General features: G+C 60.5%; 14 protein-coding genes and 4 tRNA genes. 3 read left to right on the top strand and 15 right to left on the bottom strand.

The features are described 5' to 3' along the window. The 12 genes from AWR36_RS15910 to AWR36_RS15855 form a co-directional block, all read right to left on the bottom strand. Positions 1-102 (bottom strand): GTP-binding protein (locus tag AWR36_RS15910; protein WP_197409296.1); only part of this gene is annotated, 102 nt, incomplete at its 3' end. Between the two features lie 129 nt (positions 103-231). Further along, positions 232-306 (bottom strand) — tRNA-Thr (locus AWR36_RS15905). A gap of 116 nt (positions 307-422) precedes the next feature. Then, positions 423-496: transfer RNA gene (locus tag AWR36_RS15900), tRNA-Gly, on the bottom strand. 74 nt (positions 497-570) lie between these two features. Further along, positions 571-654 (bottom strand) — tRNA-Tyr (locus AWR36_RS15895). Between the two features lie 109 nt (positions 655-763). After that, positions 764-839 (bottom strand) — tRNA-Thr (locus AWR36_RS15890). 142 nt (positions 840-981) lie between these two features. Continuing rightward, positions 982-1,680 (bottom strand): SPOR domain-containing protein, encoded by a 699-nt coding sequence (locus AWR36_RS15885; RefSeq protein WP_067087470.1) that lies wholly within the window; start codon positions 1,678-1,680, stop codon positions 982-984. A 36-nt stretch (positions 1,681-1,716) separates the two neighbouring features. Next, positions 1,717-2,448, bottom strand: coding sequence for a type III pantothenate kinase (locus tag AWR36_RS15880; RefSeq protein ID WP_067087467.1), 732 nt, complete (start codon positions 2,446-2,448; stop codon positions 1,717-1,719). Beyond that, entirely contained in the window at positions 2,445-3,443 is a 999-nt protein-coding gene (birA, locus tag AWR36_RS15875; RefSeq protein WP_067087464.1) for a bifunctional biotin--[acetyl-CoA-carboxylase] ligase/biotin operon repressor BirA, read from the bottom strand. The genes AWR36_RS15880 and birA overlap by 4 nt, the downstream gene beginning before the upstream one ends. Further along, entirely contained in the window at positions 3,443-4,585 is a 1,143-nt protein-coding gene (gene alr, locus AWR36_RS15870; protein WP_067104761.1) for an alanine racemase, read from the bottom strand. Before alr ends, birA begins: the two co-directional genes overlap by 1 nt. A 2-nt stretch (positions 4,586-4,587) precedes the next feature. Next, positions 4,588-5,778 carry an ABC transporter permease gene (locus AWR36_RS15865; protein WP_067087458.1) on the bottom strand — a complete coding sequence of 397 codons (1,191 nt, stop codon included), beginning with the start codon at positions 5,776-5,778 and terminating at the stop codon, positions 4,588-4,590. Next, positions 5,775-6,524 carry an ABC transporter ATP-binding protein gene (locus tag AWR36_RS15860; protein ID WP_067087453.1) on the bottom strand — a complete coding sequence of 250 codons (750 nt, stop codon included), beginning with the start codon at positions 6,522-6,524 and terminating at the stop codon, positions 5,775-5,777. The genes AWR36_RS15865 and AWR36_RS15860 overlap by 4 nt, the downstream gene beginning before the upstream one ends. Then, positions 6,521-7,984, bottom strand: coding sequence for an alpha/beta fold hydrolase (locus tag AWR36_RS15855; protein WP_082679659.1), 1,464 nt, complete (start codon positions 7,982-7,984; stop codon positions 6,521-6,523). The genes AWR36_RS15860 and AWR36_RS15855 overlap by 4 nt, the downstream gene beginning before the upstream one ends. Before the next feature lie 136 nt (positions 7,985-8,120). Here AWR36_RS15855 and AWR36_RS15850 point away from each other — a divergent pair, with 136 nt between their 5' ends. Continuing rightward, on the top strand, positions 8,121-9,074 hold the full coding sequence (locus tag AWR36_RS15850; protein WP_067087449.1) for a hypothetical protein: 954 nt from the start codon (positions 8,121-8,123) through the stop codon (positions 9,072-9,074). Between the two features lie 2 nt (positions 9,075-9,076). On the opposite strand, the gene AWR36_RS15845 is transcribed toward AWR36_RS15850, so the two are convergent. Continuing rightward, positions 9,077-9,979, bottom strand: a complete 903-nt coding sequence (locus AWR36_RS15845) for an aldo/keto reductase (RefSeq protein ID WP_067087445.1) — start codon at positions 9,977-9,979, stop codon at positions 9,077-9,079. 987 nt (positions 9,980-10,966) lie between these two features. Between AWR36_RS15845 and tnpA the strand changes: the two genes are divergently transcribed. Then, a complete protein-coding gene (gene tnpA, locus AWR36_RS15840; RefSeq protein WP_067087441.1) occupies positions 10,967-11,299 on the top strand; it encodes an IS66 family insertion sequence element accessory protein TnpA in 333 nt (110 codons plus the stop codon). Continuing rightward, positions 11,296-11,535, top strand: coding sequence for an IS66 family insertion sequence element accessory protein TnpB (tnpB, locus tag AWR36_RS16505; RefSeq protein WP_082679658.1), 240 nt, complete (start codon positions 11,296-11,298; stop codon positions 11,533-11,535). The genes tnpA and tnpB overlap by 4 nt, the downstream gene beginning before the upstream one ends. Here tnpB and AWR36_RS16280 read toward each other — a convergent pair. Together AWR36_RS16280 and AWR36_RS15830 are read right to left on the bottom strand one after the other, a co-directional pair. Beyond that, positions 11,493-11,726, bottom strand: coding sequence for a hypothetical protein (locus AWR36_RS16280; protein ID WP_176491161.1), 234 nt, complete (start codon positions 11,724-11,726; stop codon positions 11,493-11,495). The genes tnpB and AWR36_RS16280 overlap by 43 nt on opposite strands. A gap of 231 nt (positions 11,727-11,957) precedes the next feature. Next, the gene (locus AWR36_RS15830; protein WP_067087436.1) at positions 11,958-13,337 is read right to left on the bottom strand and encodes an amidohydrolase family protein; all 1,380 of its coding nucleotides are present in this window, start codon (positions 13,335-13,337) and stop codon (positions 11,958-11,960) included. Between the last annotated feature and the right edge of the window lie 814 nt (positions 13,338-14,151).

Raw genomic sequence — 14,151 nt, 5'->3', positions numbered from 1 at the left:
GCGAGTCAGCGCAGCGGTCAGGGTGGTTTTACCGTGGTCAACGTGACCGATGGTGCCCACGTTTACGTGGGGCTTGGAACGTTCAAACTTTTCTTTTGACATTGCTAGCCTCCTAAAGATAGGCCCGCCGGGGCGACACCTATTCGCAGAACCCGCCGAACCGGGCACCAGAAACGCAACACCCGGATACAAATAGCCGCAGAGACACCTGCCCCCGCGGCCATCGAAAAATGGAGCTCATGGGCGGATTTGAACCGCCGACCTCACCCTTACCAAGGGTGTGCTCTACCCCTGAGCTACATGAGCATTTTACTGCCAACCTCAACACCCCCAAAAGGGATGCCGGACAGTCGGTCGACTGTGCCGACCGGGCGAGCCACCCTCCTGGCGACCCATCCCACGAACCCCACATCACAACGATATGGAGCGGGCAGCGGGAATCGAACCCGCATCATCAGCTTGGAAGGCTGAGGTTCTACCATTGAACTATGCCCGCATGCGGGAGCTCCAGGCAAAAGGCCTCAAACCAAACCTTCCGCTGGCGACACCTCAAAAAGAGATGCCTCAAAATGGTGCAGGGGGGTGGATTCGAACCACCGAAGCTTGCGCGTCAGATTTACAGTCTGATCCCTTTGGCCACTCGGGAACCCCTGCTCGAAAGCGGCGTGTATTCTCTACACAGGCCATTACGCTGTCAACACTTTTTCTTTAAATTTCACTAACTTAGCGGCAAAACCTAAAGCGACAACGCAGAGACAAAAAATGGAGCTGGCGAGAGGAGTCGAACCCCCGACCGGCTGATTACAAGTCAGCTGCTCTACCAACTGAGCTACGCCAGCTTCGTCTCTTCCCCTGAGGCGTCATTGCTTGACCTCCTCAAGTGAGGGCGGGATTCTAGGGGAACTTCTGCTGACAAGCAACTGTTTCAGAAGCACTTTTTTTGCCCCCGGGAATCAACCCCAGCTGGCGACCACAGCGTACCTAGTCTGACTCTAGCTCCTGACAGAGATTTTGCTTGCGATCCATCTCCGGGTAGTCAAGCTGCAACTGCTCCCAGAAAGCCTCCGCCAACTGATCATCACTACCTGGCTCCAGTACTACCCAGCGCTCCAGGTAGGTTCGCGGCTCTTCACGGGTCTGCACCGGGTACCCCCGCTCCTGCAATTCACCAGCGAGCGCCTCTGCCCGCTCGACTTCTGAGAAGATGCCGAAAGAAATACCATTGGTCAGCGACCCCTTGGGTATGACGTAGCTGTCGATCCCCTCGGCCTGGAGCGCCCGAAGCTTGCGAAAAGCTTCCCGCCGGGAACCCAGAGGCGACAGGTAGACCCAGTAGCGCATCTGCCCCTCCATCTCGATTTCCCGCGACTCCGCCGGCACCTGCAGGGCAGCGAGCCGCTCTACGATATCCGCTCCCTGGTACGCCTCTGGTACGGGGCCAATGATCGTGCACAGGGCTTTCGCTCCGGTCTGCTCCGCCCTGTCCGGGATCGGGTCAGGCTTCGATGGCGGGGGTGTCAGCACCTCTGCGGGCACCTCTTCCACCAGATCAATGCGCTTGCCCTCCGGGCGAACGGCAGCCGGGCCAGCCGGGACCTCCATGGTCGGCTCGGAGAAAAAGCGGAACCATGCAAAGGTGGCCAGGTTGGCCACAAGTAGAGCGAGAACTATCCAACGCATAAGCAGTATGGGGAAGCACCCCCATCCAATAATTGTTTATGGATTGCTGAGAGTCAGTCCGTCCAGCACCAGGTCCGGTGCCAGTTCGTGGGCGTGATGGGTTAATGACGCCACTATAGGGCCGTCCCCGCCAGTGATGACCAGCAAAGGCGAAGCCGCTTCTTCAGCCAGACCGGCCATGGCTTTATCGATTGCCCCGGTTACCATCAGCACCAGCCCGCGATTCACCGCTTCGGTGGTATCGCGGCCGGCGGCCAGGCTCATACCGGCCTCGATGGTATCGGCAACCTGGACCGCATCGGTATCGCGCGACAGCGCACGGCGCATCAAGGCCAGCCCGGGGACTATAAAGCCGCCGCGGTGTTGTCCGCCAGCCCCGAGCAGATCCAGGGTCACCGCACTGCCGCAATCCGCCACCAGGCAGGGACGCTGAAACTGCCGGTGAGCCGCCAGGACCGCAAGCCAGCGATCCACCCCCAGGCGGGACAAATCCCGGTAACCGCAGGTGACGCCGGCGCATTCCCGCTCCACGCGGGCAAACTCCACCGCCCCCCAACCGAGCGAGTGCACGATCGCGGAGAGCCCACTACCCGCTTCGGCGCCGGCCACATTCACAGCCCTCACCCGGGTTACCGGAAACTCACACCAGGTACTGGGCGGGTCACCGCGGCGAAGGCTATCGGTGTCCACCACCCCGGCTGTCGAGGACTCCGGGGAGAGCAGGCGCCATTTACTGCGCGTATTGCCCAGGTCAACCTCGAGTATCATTCACCTGCCCTCCGGCCGCGCAGCGACACTTCACCACCGTGAAAACGGCGAATCTCACCGTCGACCTCCAGCAACAGGGCTCCGCTCTCATCGACTCCCACATTGCGCCCGCGCCATTCCGTCGGACCGGAATACAGGCTGATCTCCTGCCCGGAAAACTGGTCGAGCCGACTCCAGGCTTCGCGGTAGCCGGCAAACCCAATACGAGGGTATTCCTCGAGCAGGGGCAGCAACTCCTCCAGCATGGCGGCTGTCAGTGAATTCCGCCCCAGGCCAGGTCGCACTGCGGCCAGATCGACCCACGGCTGATCAATCTGTCGAGCGGCACCCTCAGCCAGCCCGACGTTCAGCCCCACCCCCACGACCACACCACAGCGATCTGTCAGGTCGCCACTGAGCTCGAGTAGCACCCCCGCCAGCTTGCGCCCCTGACACCAGACGTCGTTCGGCCATTTCAGGCGCACATCCGGCACGTCGAAGCGCTCGAGCGCACGGGCCAGGGCCACGCCGACCGCAAGGCTCAGCCCTTCAAGAATCTGTACCCCGCCCTGAAATTGCCAGCCGATGGATAATGAGATTCCCGCCGCAAAGGGACTCACCCACTGGCGCCCCCGACGCCCCCGACCCGCAGTCTGTTGTTCGGCCAGCACCACCAGGCCATGCCCGGCCCCTGCCTCCATGCGGTCGAGGACCCGGGCATTGGTGGAGTCCACCTGATCCAATACTTGCAGCTCACCGAGAAGGGACTGGCCGCCCACACTCAATTGCGACTGGATAGCGTCGACGGACAACAGGTCCAGCCCACCCACCAGGCGATAGCCCCGCCCTTTTTCGGACTCCACCGGCAATCCCAGCTGCTCCAGTTTCTGCAACTGCTTCCAGACGGCAGCACGGCTGACTCCCAGGGCGGCGCCAAGAGATTCACCTGAATGCAACTCTCCGTCAGCGAGCAATTCAAGCAGGGGGCGCAGTGGTGCCAGAGCAATTTTACTCATCAATCACATGTTTCCAGGTATTGCCGCTGGTACCGCCGCCCCAGGCTGGTCAGGATTTCATAGCCGATTGTTCCGGCATATTCAGCCACCTCATCCACGGTGAGCTCTGTGTTCAACAGCTGGATATGATCCAGCGCCTCACGCTCACCGGGTGCCAGGCGACTGATATCGTAAGTGGCACTGTCCATGGAGACCCGTCCGATCATCGGCAGACGCCGACCGCAGGCCCAGGCACAACCGCGCCCACCCTGGGCACGCAGTACACCGTCGGCATAACCCCCTCGAGCCACCGCCAGCCAGGAACCCGCCGCAGCGGTCTGCGTGGCACCATAGCCCACATGGCAATCCCGCAGTACCTGACGCACCTGAATCACGGGCAGCTCCAGCGTGACCACCGGCGCCATCGGATTGGGCGTGCCGGGAACCGGGTTGATCCCATAGAGGGCCGATCCCGGGCGGGCGAGATCGAAGTGATACGTCTCATCGAGGAAAATACCCGAGGAGTTGGCGAGACTCAGCCTGACTGAGGGCAACAATGATCGCAGCCTCCCTGCAGCCTCCCTGAAGGCTTCCAGCTGCAGGCGGTTCTGTGGGTGCGCGGGTTCATCGGCACAGGCGAGGTGGCTCATGAGAAGATCCACTCCCGCGGCTTCCAGCAGGCTGCGGTCGGTGAGCAACTGATCGTATTCGTCTGCCCCCATCCCCAGACGGGTCATACCGGTATCGATCTTCAGCGCACAATGCGCCTGCTGCCCGCTTTTTTCCAGAGTATCGGCCCATGCACGCAATTGCGCCGTCGTAAATATTGTCGGCACCACGCCTGCGTCCAGGCACGCCTGCTCAGTACCCGGGCGGACACCGGTGAGGACAACGATTTCAGCCTCGGGCCCGAGCTGTTGCCGCAGCACCACGCCCTCCGCCAGAGTGGCGACAAAGAAATGCCGGCAGCCGCGTTTCCAGAGCACCGGCGCGACACGCCGGACCCCCAGGCCGTAGGCATCCGCCTTCACGACGGCGGCGCACCGCCCCACTGCGCCGACTTTCCCGCACAAGATGTCGTAGTTGCGCCCGATGGCGTCGAGATCAATCAGCAACACCCCTTCGTCACAGAGGCTGGAACGCTGTTCCTGCGGCTCACTCATGGTCAGGTCGCTCCGAGCAGGCTTTCCCGGCGCAGGGCGCGAGCGCCGATGAGAACAAAAACCGCGACCAGCAACAGGCTGACAACCGATCCCGCCAGCACCATTGGCAGCGACACGACATCACCGACCAGCAGCGCTTTCAGCCATTGCTGCTGGCCCACCAACGGCAGCAGCTGCCAGATCGGCTTATCCAGCTGCACCTGGGACATGTCCAGGGCCATCAACATGAACAGGGGGGCGACCTGCAAAATACTGAGGCGCATCTGCGCGTCCTTAAAGGATTTTGATCCGAGCGCCAGCAGCAGCTGCACAACAGCCACGAGCAATGCCAGTGGCATCAACAGCAGTCCCATAGTCACCACCCCGGAAAGACTGGATGCCTGATGCATCCCCAACTCCTCCAGGGGCATCACCGGCATCAACGCCGTCAGTGCGCAGACCGAGAGGACGCCGCCGAGCCAGCCCATACTGGCGACGGCCACGGTTTTCGCCAACACCACCTGCCAGGGAGGCAGCGGCTGCATAAGCAGGTTTTCCAGGCTCAAGCGCTCCCGCTCTCCCGCCGATGCATCAACCGCTGTAGCGAGACTGGCCACGAATAACGTCATGATCAGCAGTGCCGGCACGGACGCAAGAATCAATTTGCCGCGGTCCGAGGGTGTGCTGATATCGCGCACCTCAAGACGCCAGGGCGCCAGCAATTGGGGCGCAACTCCACGGGCGATCGCCCTCTGCTGCACGATCTGCTGCTGCAAAGGCGCCAGCCGCTCCTGCAGCTGCCGTCGCGCGCGACTGGCGTCCTTCGATGCTCCATCCATATAGACATAAAGTCTCGGCACGCCAAATTCGCGGTATTGGCTGACAAAATCCTCTCCCACCTGCAGGACCAGATCATATTCCCCAGCCAGAAGTGCCGAGGGCTCACCCTCTTGCAGCACATCCACACGCAACTGGTCGCCGGCCAGACGCTGGGCCAACAGGGGAACCTGCTCACCGCCGAGCAAAGCCACCCTCGATTCGTTTTCGGACTTAACCTTGAACACAAACACCGTGGTCCCGGTAATCATGACCGGAAACAGCAGCGCGAAAGTCACTGCGGTGAGCAGGGCCCGCTTGTCACGCCAGGCCTCCAGTGACTCTTTGTAAACCAGCGCGCCCATCGGCCCCTGTAACCACTGCTTGAGAAAACTCATACCAGCGCCTCCTGCTCCGGTGATTCCGCCTGACCGTACGCAAGCGCTACAAAGGTATCCTCTAGATTGTCGCAGCCGCTATTTGCCATCAACGCCCGCGGCTCGTCGTCACCCACCAGCTGTCCATCGGCCATCACCAAAACCCGGTCGGAGAGCTCCAGGACCTCAGACATGACATGACTGGAGAACACTATCGTGGTCCCCGAATCCCGCAGGCGCATAAGGGTGCGCCTCAGCAGCCGCGCGGCGAGGACATCCAGTCCCCGGGTGGGCTCGTCGAGAATCAGGTGTTGCGGGCGGTGCACCAGGGCGCGAGCGAGGGAGACCTTCATCCGCTCTCCCTGGGAGAAACCGACAGTGCGGCGCTTCCACAAATCGTCGAGTTCCAATTCGCTCCGCACGGCATCCAGCGATTGAGAGAGCGCGCTGCCCCGCAGCCCCTGCATCTGCGCAAACAGGGTCAGGTATTCTTCCACCGAAAGGCGCTCGTACAGCCCCTCCCGGTCCCCCACGACGCCCAGCAGGCGCCGGACTGCCAGCGGATCACGCGCCACATCAATACCACCCACACGGACTTGGCCCGCATCCGCTTTCAACAGGCCCGTGACAATTCGCAGGCAAGTGGTCTTGCCGGCGCCATTGGCGCCAAGCAGTGCAGTAATACGTCCGTCGGGGATCTCAAAGCTCAAGTCACGCAGTACTGATCGCCCGGCGAACTCTTTATGCAGGGATCTAACCTCAATCATTGCGCCACCTCTCCTACTTCTGCCAGCGGCTCGGCATCCAGTGCCGGGCCAAACGCGTCGGCCATAAATGGTGGTCGACGAATATCTTTCACGCATGCGCTGTCCAATGGCTGCTCCGGCGCGTCCAGGAAGCTTGCAATCAACTCCGGAATGCAGCCCCGACGGGTGTTGATATGCCCCCCGCCATCCACAACCAGGTGTTGCTTGTGGCTCAAATAATCAAGGCGGGTATCGGCGTATTCCGGCGGCGTGATCGGGTCCGCGCTACCGGAAATCAGCAGAACGGGATGCTCCCGGCGTTCCGGCTCAGGATAGGACCGCTCTTGCACCGGCCACACTCCGCAAGCCGTGCGGAAAATATCGATGAAGCCTGTTCCGAGGAAGGTGTCGCGACTGTCTGCCGCCACCTCTTCGGCGCTGGTGCGATTCAGCTCTTCTGCACAGGCAACAGAAAAAGTCAGCCCCATAGACATGGTGTCACTGGCGGGCAGGAAGAGACTGGAGAGACCTGACAGGGGCAGCAGGTTGCCACGGGCAGCCTGGTGAATAACGTAGGGTAGTTGTGCCGCGGCGCCCGGATCGTAGAGGGCCGTGCGCACCGCATTGGCCAGCTCCCAGCGGGGTACCCGGCGCGGCATGGGTGCACCGGTAAGGGGATCTGCCAGCCGGCTTTCCCCAGTCTCCCATTCATTCAACAATCGATCCAGGTCACCGCGCCAATCGCCCAGACCGGCACAGCTCTTGTCCTCCATGCAGGCGTCCTGCAGCTGCTGCAATGCCTGCTCCGCCGCCTGGGCGCTGAGGAAAACCTTCGCCTCGATCGGTGCCACTGCATCCAGTACCAGGGCGGAGATCGACTGCGGGTACCACTGCTGGTAGAGCAGCGCAGTCCGCGTTCCCCAGGAACCACCCCACAGAGCTATCTTTTCGTGGCCGAGAGACACCCGGACCTGCTCCAGGTCATCAACGGTCTGCCGGCTGTTGAGCCCCTCGGTCCGCTGGCGCTGCTGGTCATAGCAGTCGCTGACAAGGCCGGCAAAAGCATCCAGGTCCGGGGGAAGCTCGTCTTCGATGCCGCACTCAAAAGCACCTGTCCGGCCCGAGCCGCGTCGGTCCACCATCACGATGTCCCGGTTGCGATTGACTTTAGCGAGGCTCGGCAACAGCGGTGCCAGGTGGCTGGCAGCCTGACCCGGACCACCGGCGAGCAGGTAAAGCGGCTCACTGCCGTCCGGATTGACCGCAGGCGCCACCGCCACAGCCAGGTTCTGCGACTGATCCGCTCCACCAACGGGAACCTGGTAGCAACGCAGTGGCTGAGACCAGCCCTCGAGGTGGCAGGTCTCCGCTGCCAGATCCTCTGCGTTAATGGCGCCGCTGTAGGACAGCAGCGCTAACAGCACGATAAACAGGGGGCACGCAACAGCCACAACCCGGCCCCTGGCCAATTCCTTTGCCATCGGACACATCTCCAAGAACTTTCCCAAAAGTGCAGCCAGTTTATCGAATCACAGCGGCCCCGTCTCAGCCCCGAGCATTCGCGATGCCGGCGGCGGGGTGGTAAGGTTTCGCTTTTCCATCCATCTCGCCACTGCCATGAATTTTTCAGACCGTGAAAAACAGCTGATCCGGGCCGCTTTCTCCTGGGGCCAGATCGCTCAAAAAGAGGGTTATGCCCTGTCGGACCTCGAAATCGAGAAGTCGGTACTTTTCCGCCGCCTGCTGGCTGGCCGGCCTGCCCTGACCTTCCCCCCTCCCCTGCGTCACGGCTTCCCATGGTACGAGGTCATCGAGGGGCGCTGTGAGTTTGTGGTCAACGCTTCCGAGCCATCACCGGACTGCAGCATCATCGCACCGGGCAGTAAACCCGGTGATCACTGCATACTGATCGACGGTAGCTTCTGGCGGGTGGCAGAGACCATCCAAACGGGAAAGGAATACATCGTCGAGTGGGGTGACTACCCCATTCAATGGCGACTGCGAAAGCACTGGGAAGTGAATTACGAAATGACCCAGCAGCTGCACCAGTTCCGCAAGGCACATCCCGATGCAGACATCCAACTGGAACAGGGCCACGGCCAGCGAGAATGCGGTGAACTGTATGTGGATGACGATCAAACAGTCTGGCTGAGTGAGTGGCACCTGAGCCGGATCGGCCTGTCCGGCTGGGTATGGGTGGGAACTCTGGAAGAGCCACCGCCCACCTCAGCGGTCGCGCCTCTCTATGAAGACACCCATGGGCCCCTCCTGCTTGGAGAAAGCGGCAGCGACCGCGGCCCAGCCTGGCTCCGAGTTGAGGAAGCGGAGGGCGAATCCCGCTTTATCCGCCTGGGCGAGCAACAGGACTACAGCACACTGGTCAACGATGCCATCAGTGATCTGGAGAGTCTGATACAACGGGTCGGGGGCGACACCCTGCAAGTGGTGGACTTCCGGGGCACGCAAGCCATCAGGCAGCTATCCATCCCCGTCCACCTGGCCCCGCTGGAGGAGTTTGACCTGGGCCGACGCACCTACGATCTGGTACCAGAAAACGCCCGGGACGCTTGAGATCAATCGACGTCCCGGCCCCGCGCGGCCTTCAATAACAGAAACCAGGCCTCAAGTGGTATCTCCTTCTCCATGGCCTCCAGCGCGCCCTTCAGGCGCACCAGGTTGCCACTACCAAGAACCGGGATCATCCGGCTCGGGTGCCTCAATAACCAGCACAGAGCCATCTGCTGCGCATCGAGCCCCAGCTCGCCGTGCAGCGATTCCATACAGGAGCGGACTCGCGCTGCAGCCTCTGCGCCACCGGTAAACAGGTCTCCACCAGCAAAAGGGGACCAGGCCATCGGGATGATCTTTTCCCGCTGACAGTAATCGAGCTGACCGTCAAACATCGGCTCGTTGTGCAGCAGCGAAACCTCGATCTGGTTCACCACCAAGGGAGCGGTCAGGCGCGACTGCAGCAATTCCACCTGGTGCGGAAGGAAGTTTGATACGCCGACAGCGCGCACCTTGCCTGCCTGTATCAGAGCATCCAACGCACCGGCCAACTCATCCGCATCCATTAGGGGATCCGGGCGGTGCAGCAAAAGAAGGTCGAGATAATCGGTGCCCAACTTGTGCAAGCTGCTATCCACCGAGCGACGCACATGGCCAGCACTCGAGTCGTAGTGATTGAGCCGATAGTCATTGCTACTGCCACAAAGTTTGATACCACACTTGGACACTATCTCCATGCGCTCACGGATAGACGGTTGCAGGCGAAGAGCCTCACCGAACAGAGACTCGCACTGATAATCCCCGTAAATATCCGCCAGATCAAAAGTGGTTACGCCCAGGTCCAGCAGCTCTGTAGCGAGGCCTAGCCGCTGGCGGGGATCCATCCCCCAGCCGTCCAGGCGCCACAACCCCATCGCAACACGAGACAGGGAAAAGTCGTGGTTAAGAGCGGACTGTATTCTTTGCATGAAAACCTCTTCCTTTAGAGCCTGCCATTGATTGGCCAGCCTCTAGACGCACAGATAAAACCTGGGCGCATTGTAGAGAGAGTGAAAAGATAATGCAGTTCCAGTATGCAGGATGCTCTCTCTGGACTTCGACGCCGGTCAGAACCCACAACCAATCCTCTCGAACCCTGACTCATCCACAAGCCATCACTGACCTGGTTTGCTCACAGATTCATTGGAAGGAGCTGTGTATAAACATGGGATAGACGACCAGGGGATTGGCCTCGCGGGCCCTGGCGGCAGACGCCCAAAAAAGCATCGCACTGCCATAAAAGATCTTTTTCTGTATATCCACCCAGTGTTGCCATTACGGCCTCTGGAGAATGCAAATGACTACTGACTGCCTGACAACTGAAGGATGAAAAAAACACTCGACTGATCCCCAGACAGCCGCTCCGATGTAGAAAGTGGCAAATGATTTCCCGGAATGTATCAACACCCCGTCATGCTCAGCCCGTTATCAACAGATACGCTGGACACAACTGTGTATAAACGTTGGAAAATGCCTCGCGATGCAGGGCCTGCGTACCCCTCTGGCCAATGTTTAAAATTACGCCAGGCAATGTTTCGAACTAACCCGTTCTGACCGCTGCCTCTGAGCCCTAGCGCATCGATGGCGGCGAAGGCATATTGCCCAAGGGGCGAGCCTTGGATTCGAACGACGACCTGAAGAGACGATGGCAGGGACGACTTTGTGGGACATTAGGCGAGAGGAATCCCGCGTCCGAGCCCACCTTGGATGAGTTCACGGCGTGTCTCACAAAGCCGTGCCTGGTAGCGGCGCCAACTCTGCGGGTGGTTTAGGGGGCGGGCAAGACAGGTCCCGTTTTTAAGACTGCGGCCTGCGCGGCGTGGTAGTGGGAGTAATTCGTAAGCGGTGCGTTAACGGCACCCTTTTCGCCTGATTCGTGATCGATCACGCTCCTGCTCTGTCTAACGGAGCGGATGATGAGAGACGCAACGATCACCGAACGACAGCAGCACTGGCTCGATCACATTCGAGCCGCGGATGCCTTTGACGGCAGCATCGCCGACTATGCACGGTCGGAGGGGCTTAAGCCGAAGGAGCTGTACTCCTGGAAAGGTATCCTGGCACGCCGTGGCCTGCTGGGTGCTGAAGCGGCTGCAGAGAGTAAGACGGGCTTCGTCCGTGTCATCGCGCCGTCCCGTCCGCTGGCCATGAGCCTGGTGCTGCCGAACGGCGTGCGCTTGGAGTGGCACGGCGAACTAGGACCTGAGCAGCTCGAGGCGCTGGTCCTCACGGCGAGCCGCCTGCAATGATCCGTCCTTCAGGTGATGTCCGCATCCACCTGTACCGGCAGCCGGTCGATATGAGGAAAGCCATCAACGGCCTGGTGTCGATCGTCGAGGGCGAGATGGGCTCTGATCCCTTCAGTGCCGATCTCTACATCTTCTGCAACCGGGCCCGGACGCTGGTGAAGATGGTCGCCTGGGAGGGCAACGCTCATGAGCTTCAGGCGCGCTCCGAATGCGCCAGTCCTCCGATTAAGGAATAAAAACCATTGCTATCGGCATTGCCATCCAGCCAGGCACTGACGGCGGCAGCCTCTCGACCATCGGTCGTTCTTTCGACACCGGATGACCGCTGTTTCGGATAGTCCAGCGGTGCGCTGGCGCATCCGGAAATCACCGCTACGGAGACCAACCACCAGACCTTCGTGGTCAATGCAATGGACGTTTTGGTCACTCTCGTGTTCTCCTTGCTGACTGCGCTCAACACCTTTCGGACCGGCTATGCTTGTCCTGACGTCAGGAACGCCTCGTACCGCGGCCAAATCGGTGCCGCCACGGTGATATTGGCCGCGGCACCGATTTCAGAGAAGCAGGCATCTCGCCGCCCGAACCGCGAGATGTCCGAATGGCGACGATCGCGTCCAGCACGCCAACGCGATATGGCATACGCCTAAGCTCGTCGGATTCAATCCAGCAGGTTCTTGTAGATCCGGCCGTCCTTCATGACCAACTGCACGTTGTCGCTGTCCTTCAGGATCTGCAGGTCATTGAGCGGGTTGCCGTCAACGAGGATCACATCGGCGTAGCTGCCTTCCTGAAGCGTACCGAGCTGGGCATCCTTGTAAGGGTTCTTCGGGCCGGTTTTCATCAGCCACTTGCCGGCCCCGGACGTGGAGGCGCGCAGGGCTTCGACGGGCGTGAACCAGCGATCCATGATCGTGACATTGAGTATCGCCTGCGGAATCAGGTCGTAGGTGTAGACGTCACCGCCGAGGAACATATCGACGTCATACTCCGCGGCCCAGCGGAACATGTCGTCCGCGCCCTTGTTGACGGCCTTGCCTTTCGCAATTTGCTCGGGACCGAAGCCGGGAATGCCCGCAGGATCCTTGAAGGTCTCATAGCTGACAAAGGATTGCCCCGACAACACGATGCCTTCCTTTTTCATGCGCTTCATTGTGGCTTCCTTCATGAGGAAGCCGTGCTCAACGCAGGTGACGCCGTTGTCGAGGGCGATGTTGATGTGCTCATCCTGGTACACGTGCATGCACACAAAGGAGTCGAATTGCTCCGCTACTTCTACGGCTGCCCGGATCTCCGCTGGCGAAGCGGTGATGGACTCCAGGGGATCGAACGCGGAGGCGACACCGCCGCCCACCATGATCTTCAGGAAGGTGGCGCCATCGCGGAAATTCTGGCGCGCAGCGGCGCGCCACTCCTCGGCGCCGTTCACGACGTACGAGGTTCCGGTGCGCTTGTGATTGTAGTCATCACCGAGACGGGCGGTGCCCGGTGCCCAATCCGTGTGGGCGCCGGTGGTGCCAAGGCAGGCGCCGCTGGAGTAGAGACGGGGTCCATCGATGACGCCCTGGGCGACGGCCTTGGCGAAATTTGCTGTGCTGCACATGTCGCGCAGGGTGGTGAAACCCTGGTTCATGTAGATGTCAAAGCCCTCTCGTGCCATCGCCCCGGAAGTTGCAGGCATCCAGTCGTTCTCGTGCGCGGGCAGACCCATGGGGAACATCAGGTGCGTGTGCATGTCGATCAAGCCCGGCATGAGGGTCTTGCCGTTGCCTTCGATGACCGTGGCACCCGTGGCATCGAGATTCGGGCCCACGGCGACAACCTTGTTGCCGTCAATCAGAACGTCCATGCCCGGCGTCGCGTCGTCGGCGAGGCCGTCCCAGACGTTGACGTTGGTGAAAAGGACTTTGCCCTCAGCGGGCGACACGACGGCATTGGCTGCCCCCGTGGCGAACAGTAGTGTCAGGGTGACCAGCCCGGAGAGCGATGTCACTGCCTTCAGGGCCAGTCTGGCTAGAGTCTTGATGCGAAGCTTGTGCATATCGACATCCTAATTGCGAGTTATTGGTGAGCCGGCAATCTGGCACATGTCAGCATAGTCAATATCGCTAGCAGTAATTCACCGTATCCTTAATAAAAAAAGGGCCACCCGATTGGGTGGCCCTTTTTTATTTGAACCGGGCTGGCGCTCCAGCCTGACAAACTGCAACGCAGTTTGGACTGCCGTAGCCAGCCCGTAGGGTGAGGGCTGGAAGCCCGAATCACCTTGACCTTTTCGCGAAGCGAAAATAGCGGAACGCCGCCCGGGTCATCGGCAGGTTGCAAATGAAAAAGGCCCAGCCGCGTAGGCGGCTGGGCCTTTGGAATATGCAGAGGCGATGAGCTGTTGAGTCGCCATCCCTGGCGCGACTGCCGATTGTTCGATGCAGCCCCGGCCCGGCCATCCATGGCCGGTCGCTAAACCGTGCACGAAGCTGTACTTCGTCCACGCACGGTTTAGCCCTACTCTCACGGATGTTCGGCACTAATTCACTGTCTTTTTTATTTGAAGCGGGCTGATGCTCGGACCTGGCCGATGAACTTCGTCTGCAGTACGGCAGACCTACACTGGGTGTCGAGCTGCGCTCGCCATCGCGTTGCCACGCCTACGGCGCCCCAAGCTTGCACCGCTGGTGCAACGCTTGTCACATGGCAGCGCTTTGCGCTGCGTGGTAGTGGCAGTAATTCATCTTATCCTAAATAAAAAAAGGGCCACCCGTTTGGGTGGCCCTTTCTTTTATTTAGAAGCCTGACGATGACCTACTCTCACATGGGGAAGCCCCACACTACCATCGGCGATGTTGCGTTTCACTTCT

Origin of the sequence: Microbulbifer flavimaris (genome assembly GCF_001641755.2) — a bacterium.
Classification (GTDB): domain Bacteria; phylum Pseudomonadota; class Gammaproteobacteria; order Pseudomonadales; family Cellvibrionaceae; genus Microbulbifer; species Microbulbifer flavimaris.
This window is presented reverse-complemented; position numbering and strand designations above follow the sequence as displayed.

Excerpts from the sequence above, each read along its gene's own strand:
- AWR36_RS15885 (WP_067087470.1), bottom strand. The coding sequence starts at position 1,680 with ATGCGTTGGATAGTTCTCGCTCTACTTGTGGCCAACCTGGCCACCTTT.
- AWR36_RS15880 (WP_067087467.1), bottom strand. The coding sequence starts at position 2,448 with ATGATACTCGAGGTTGACCTGGGCAATACGCGCAGTAAATGGCGCCTG.
- birA (WP_067087464.1), bottom strand. The coding sequence starts at position 3,443 with ATGAGTAAAATTGCTCTGGCACCACTGCGCCCCCTGCTTGAATTGCTC.
- alr (WP_067104761.1), bottom strand. The coding sequence starts at position 4,585 with ATGAGTGAGCCGCAGGAACAGCGTTCCAGCCTCTGTGACGAAGGGGTG.
- AWR36_RS15865 (WP_067087458.1), bottom strand. The coding sequence starts at position 5,778 with ATGAGTTTTCTCAAGCAGTGGTTACAGGGGCCGATGGGCGCGCTGGTT.
- AWR36_RS15860 (WP_067087453.1), bottom strand. The coding sequence starts at position 6,524 with ATGATTGAGGTTAGATCCCTGCATAAAGAGTTCGCCGGGCGATCAGTA.
- AWR36_RS15855 (WP_082679659.1), bottom strand. The coding sequence starts at position 7,984 with ATGGCAAAGGAATTGGCCAGGGGCCGGGTTGTGGCTGTTGCGTGCCCC.
- AWR36_RS15850 (WP_067087449.1), top strand. The coding sequence starts at position 8,121 with ATGAATTTTTCAGACCGTGAAAAACAGCTGATCCGGGCCGCTTTCTCC.
- AWR36_RS15845 (WP_067087445.1), bottom strand. The coding sequence starts at position 9,979 with ATGCAAAGAATACAGTCCGCTCTTAACCACGACTTTTCCCTGTCTCGT.
- tnpA (WP_067087441.1), top strand. The coding sequence starts at position 10,967 with ATGAGAGACGCAACGATCACCGAACGACAGCAGCACTGGCTCGATCAC.
- tnpB (WP_082679658.1), top strand. The coding sequence starts at position 11,296 with ATGATCCGTCCTTCAGGTGATGTCCGCATCCACCTGTACCGGCAGCCG.
- AWR36_RS15830 (WP_067087436.1), bottom strand. The coding sequence starts at position 13,337 with ATGCACAAGCTTCGCATCAAGACTCTAGCCAGACTGGCCCTGAAGGCA.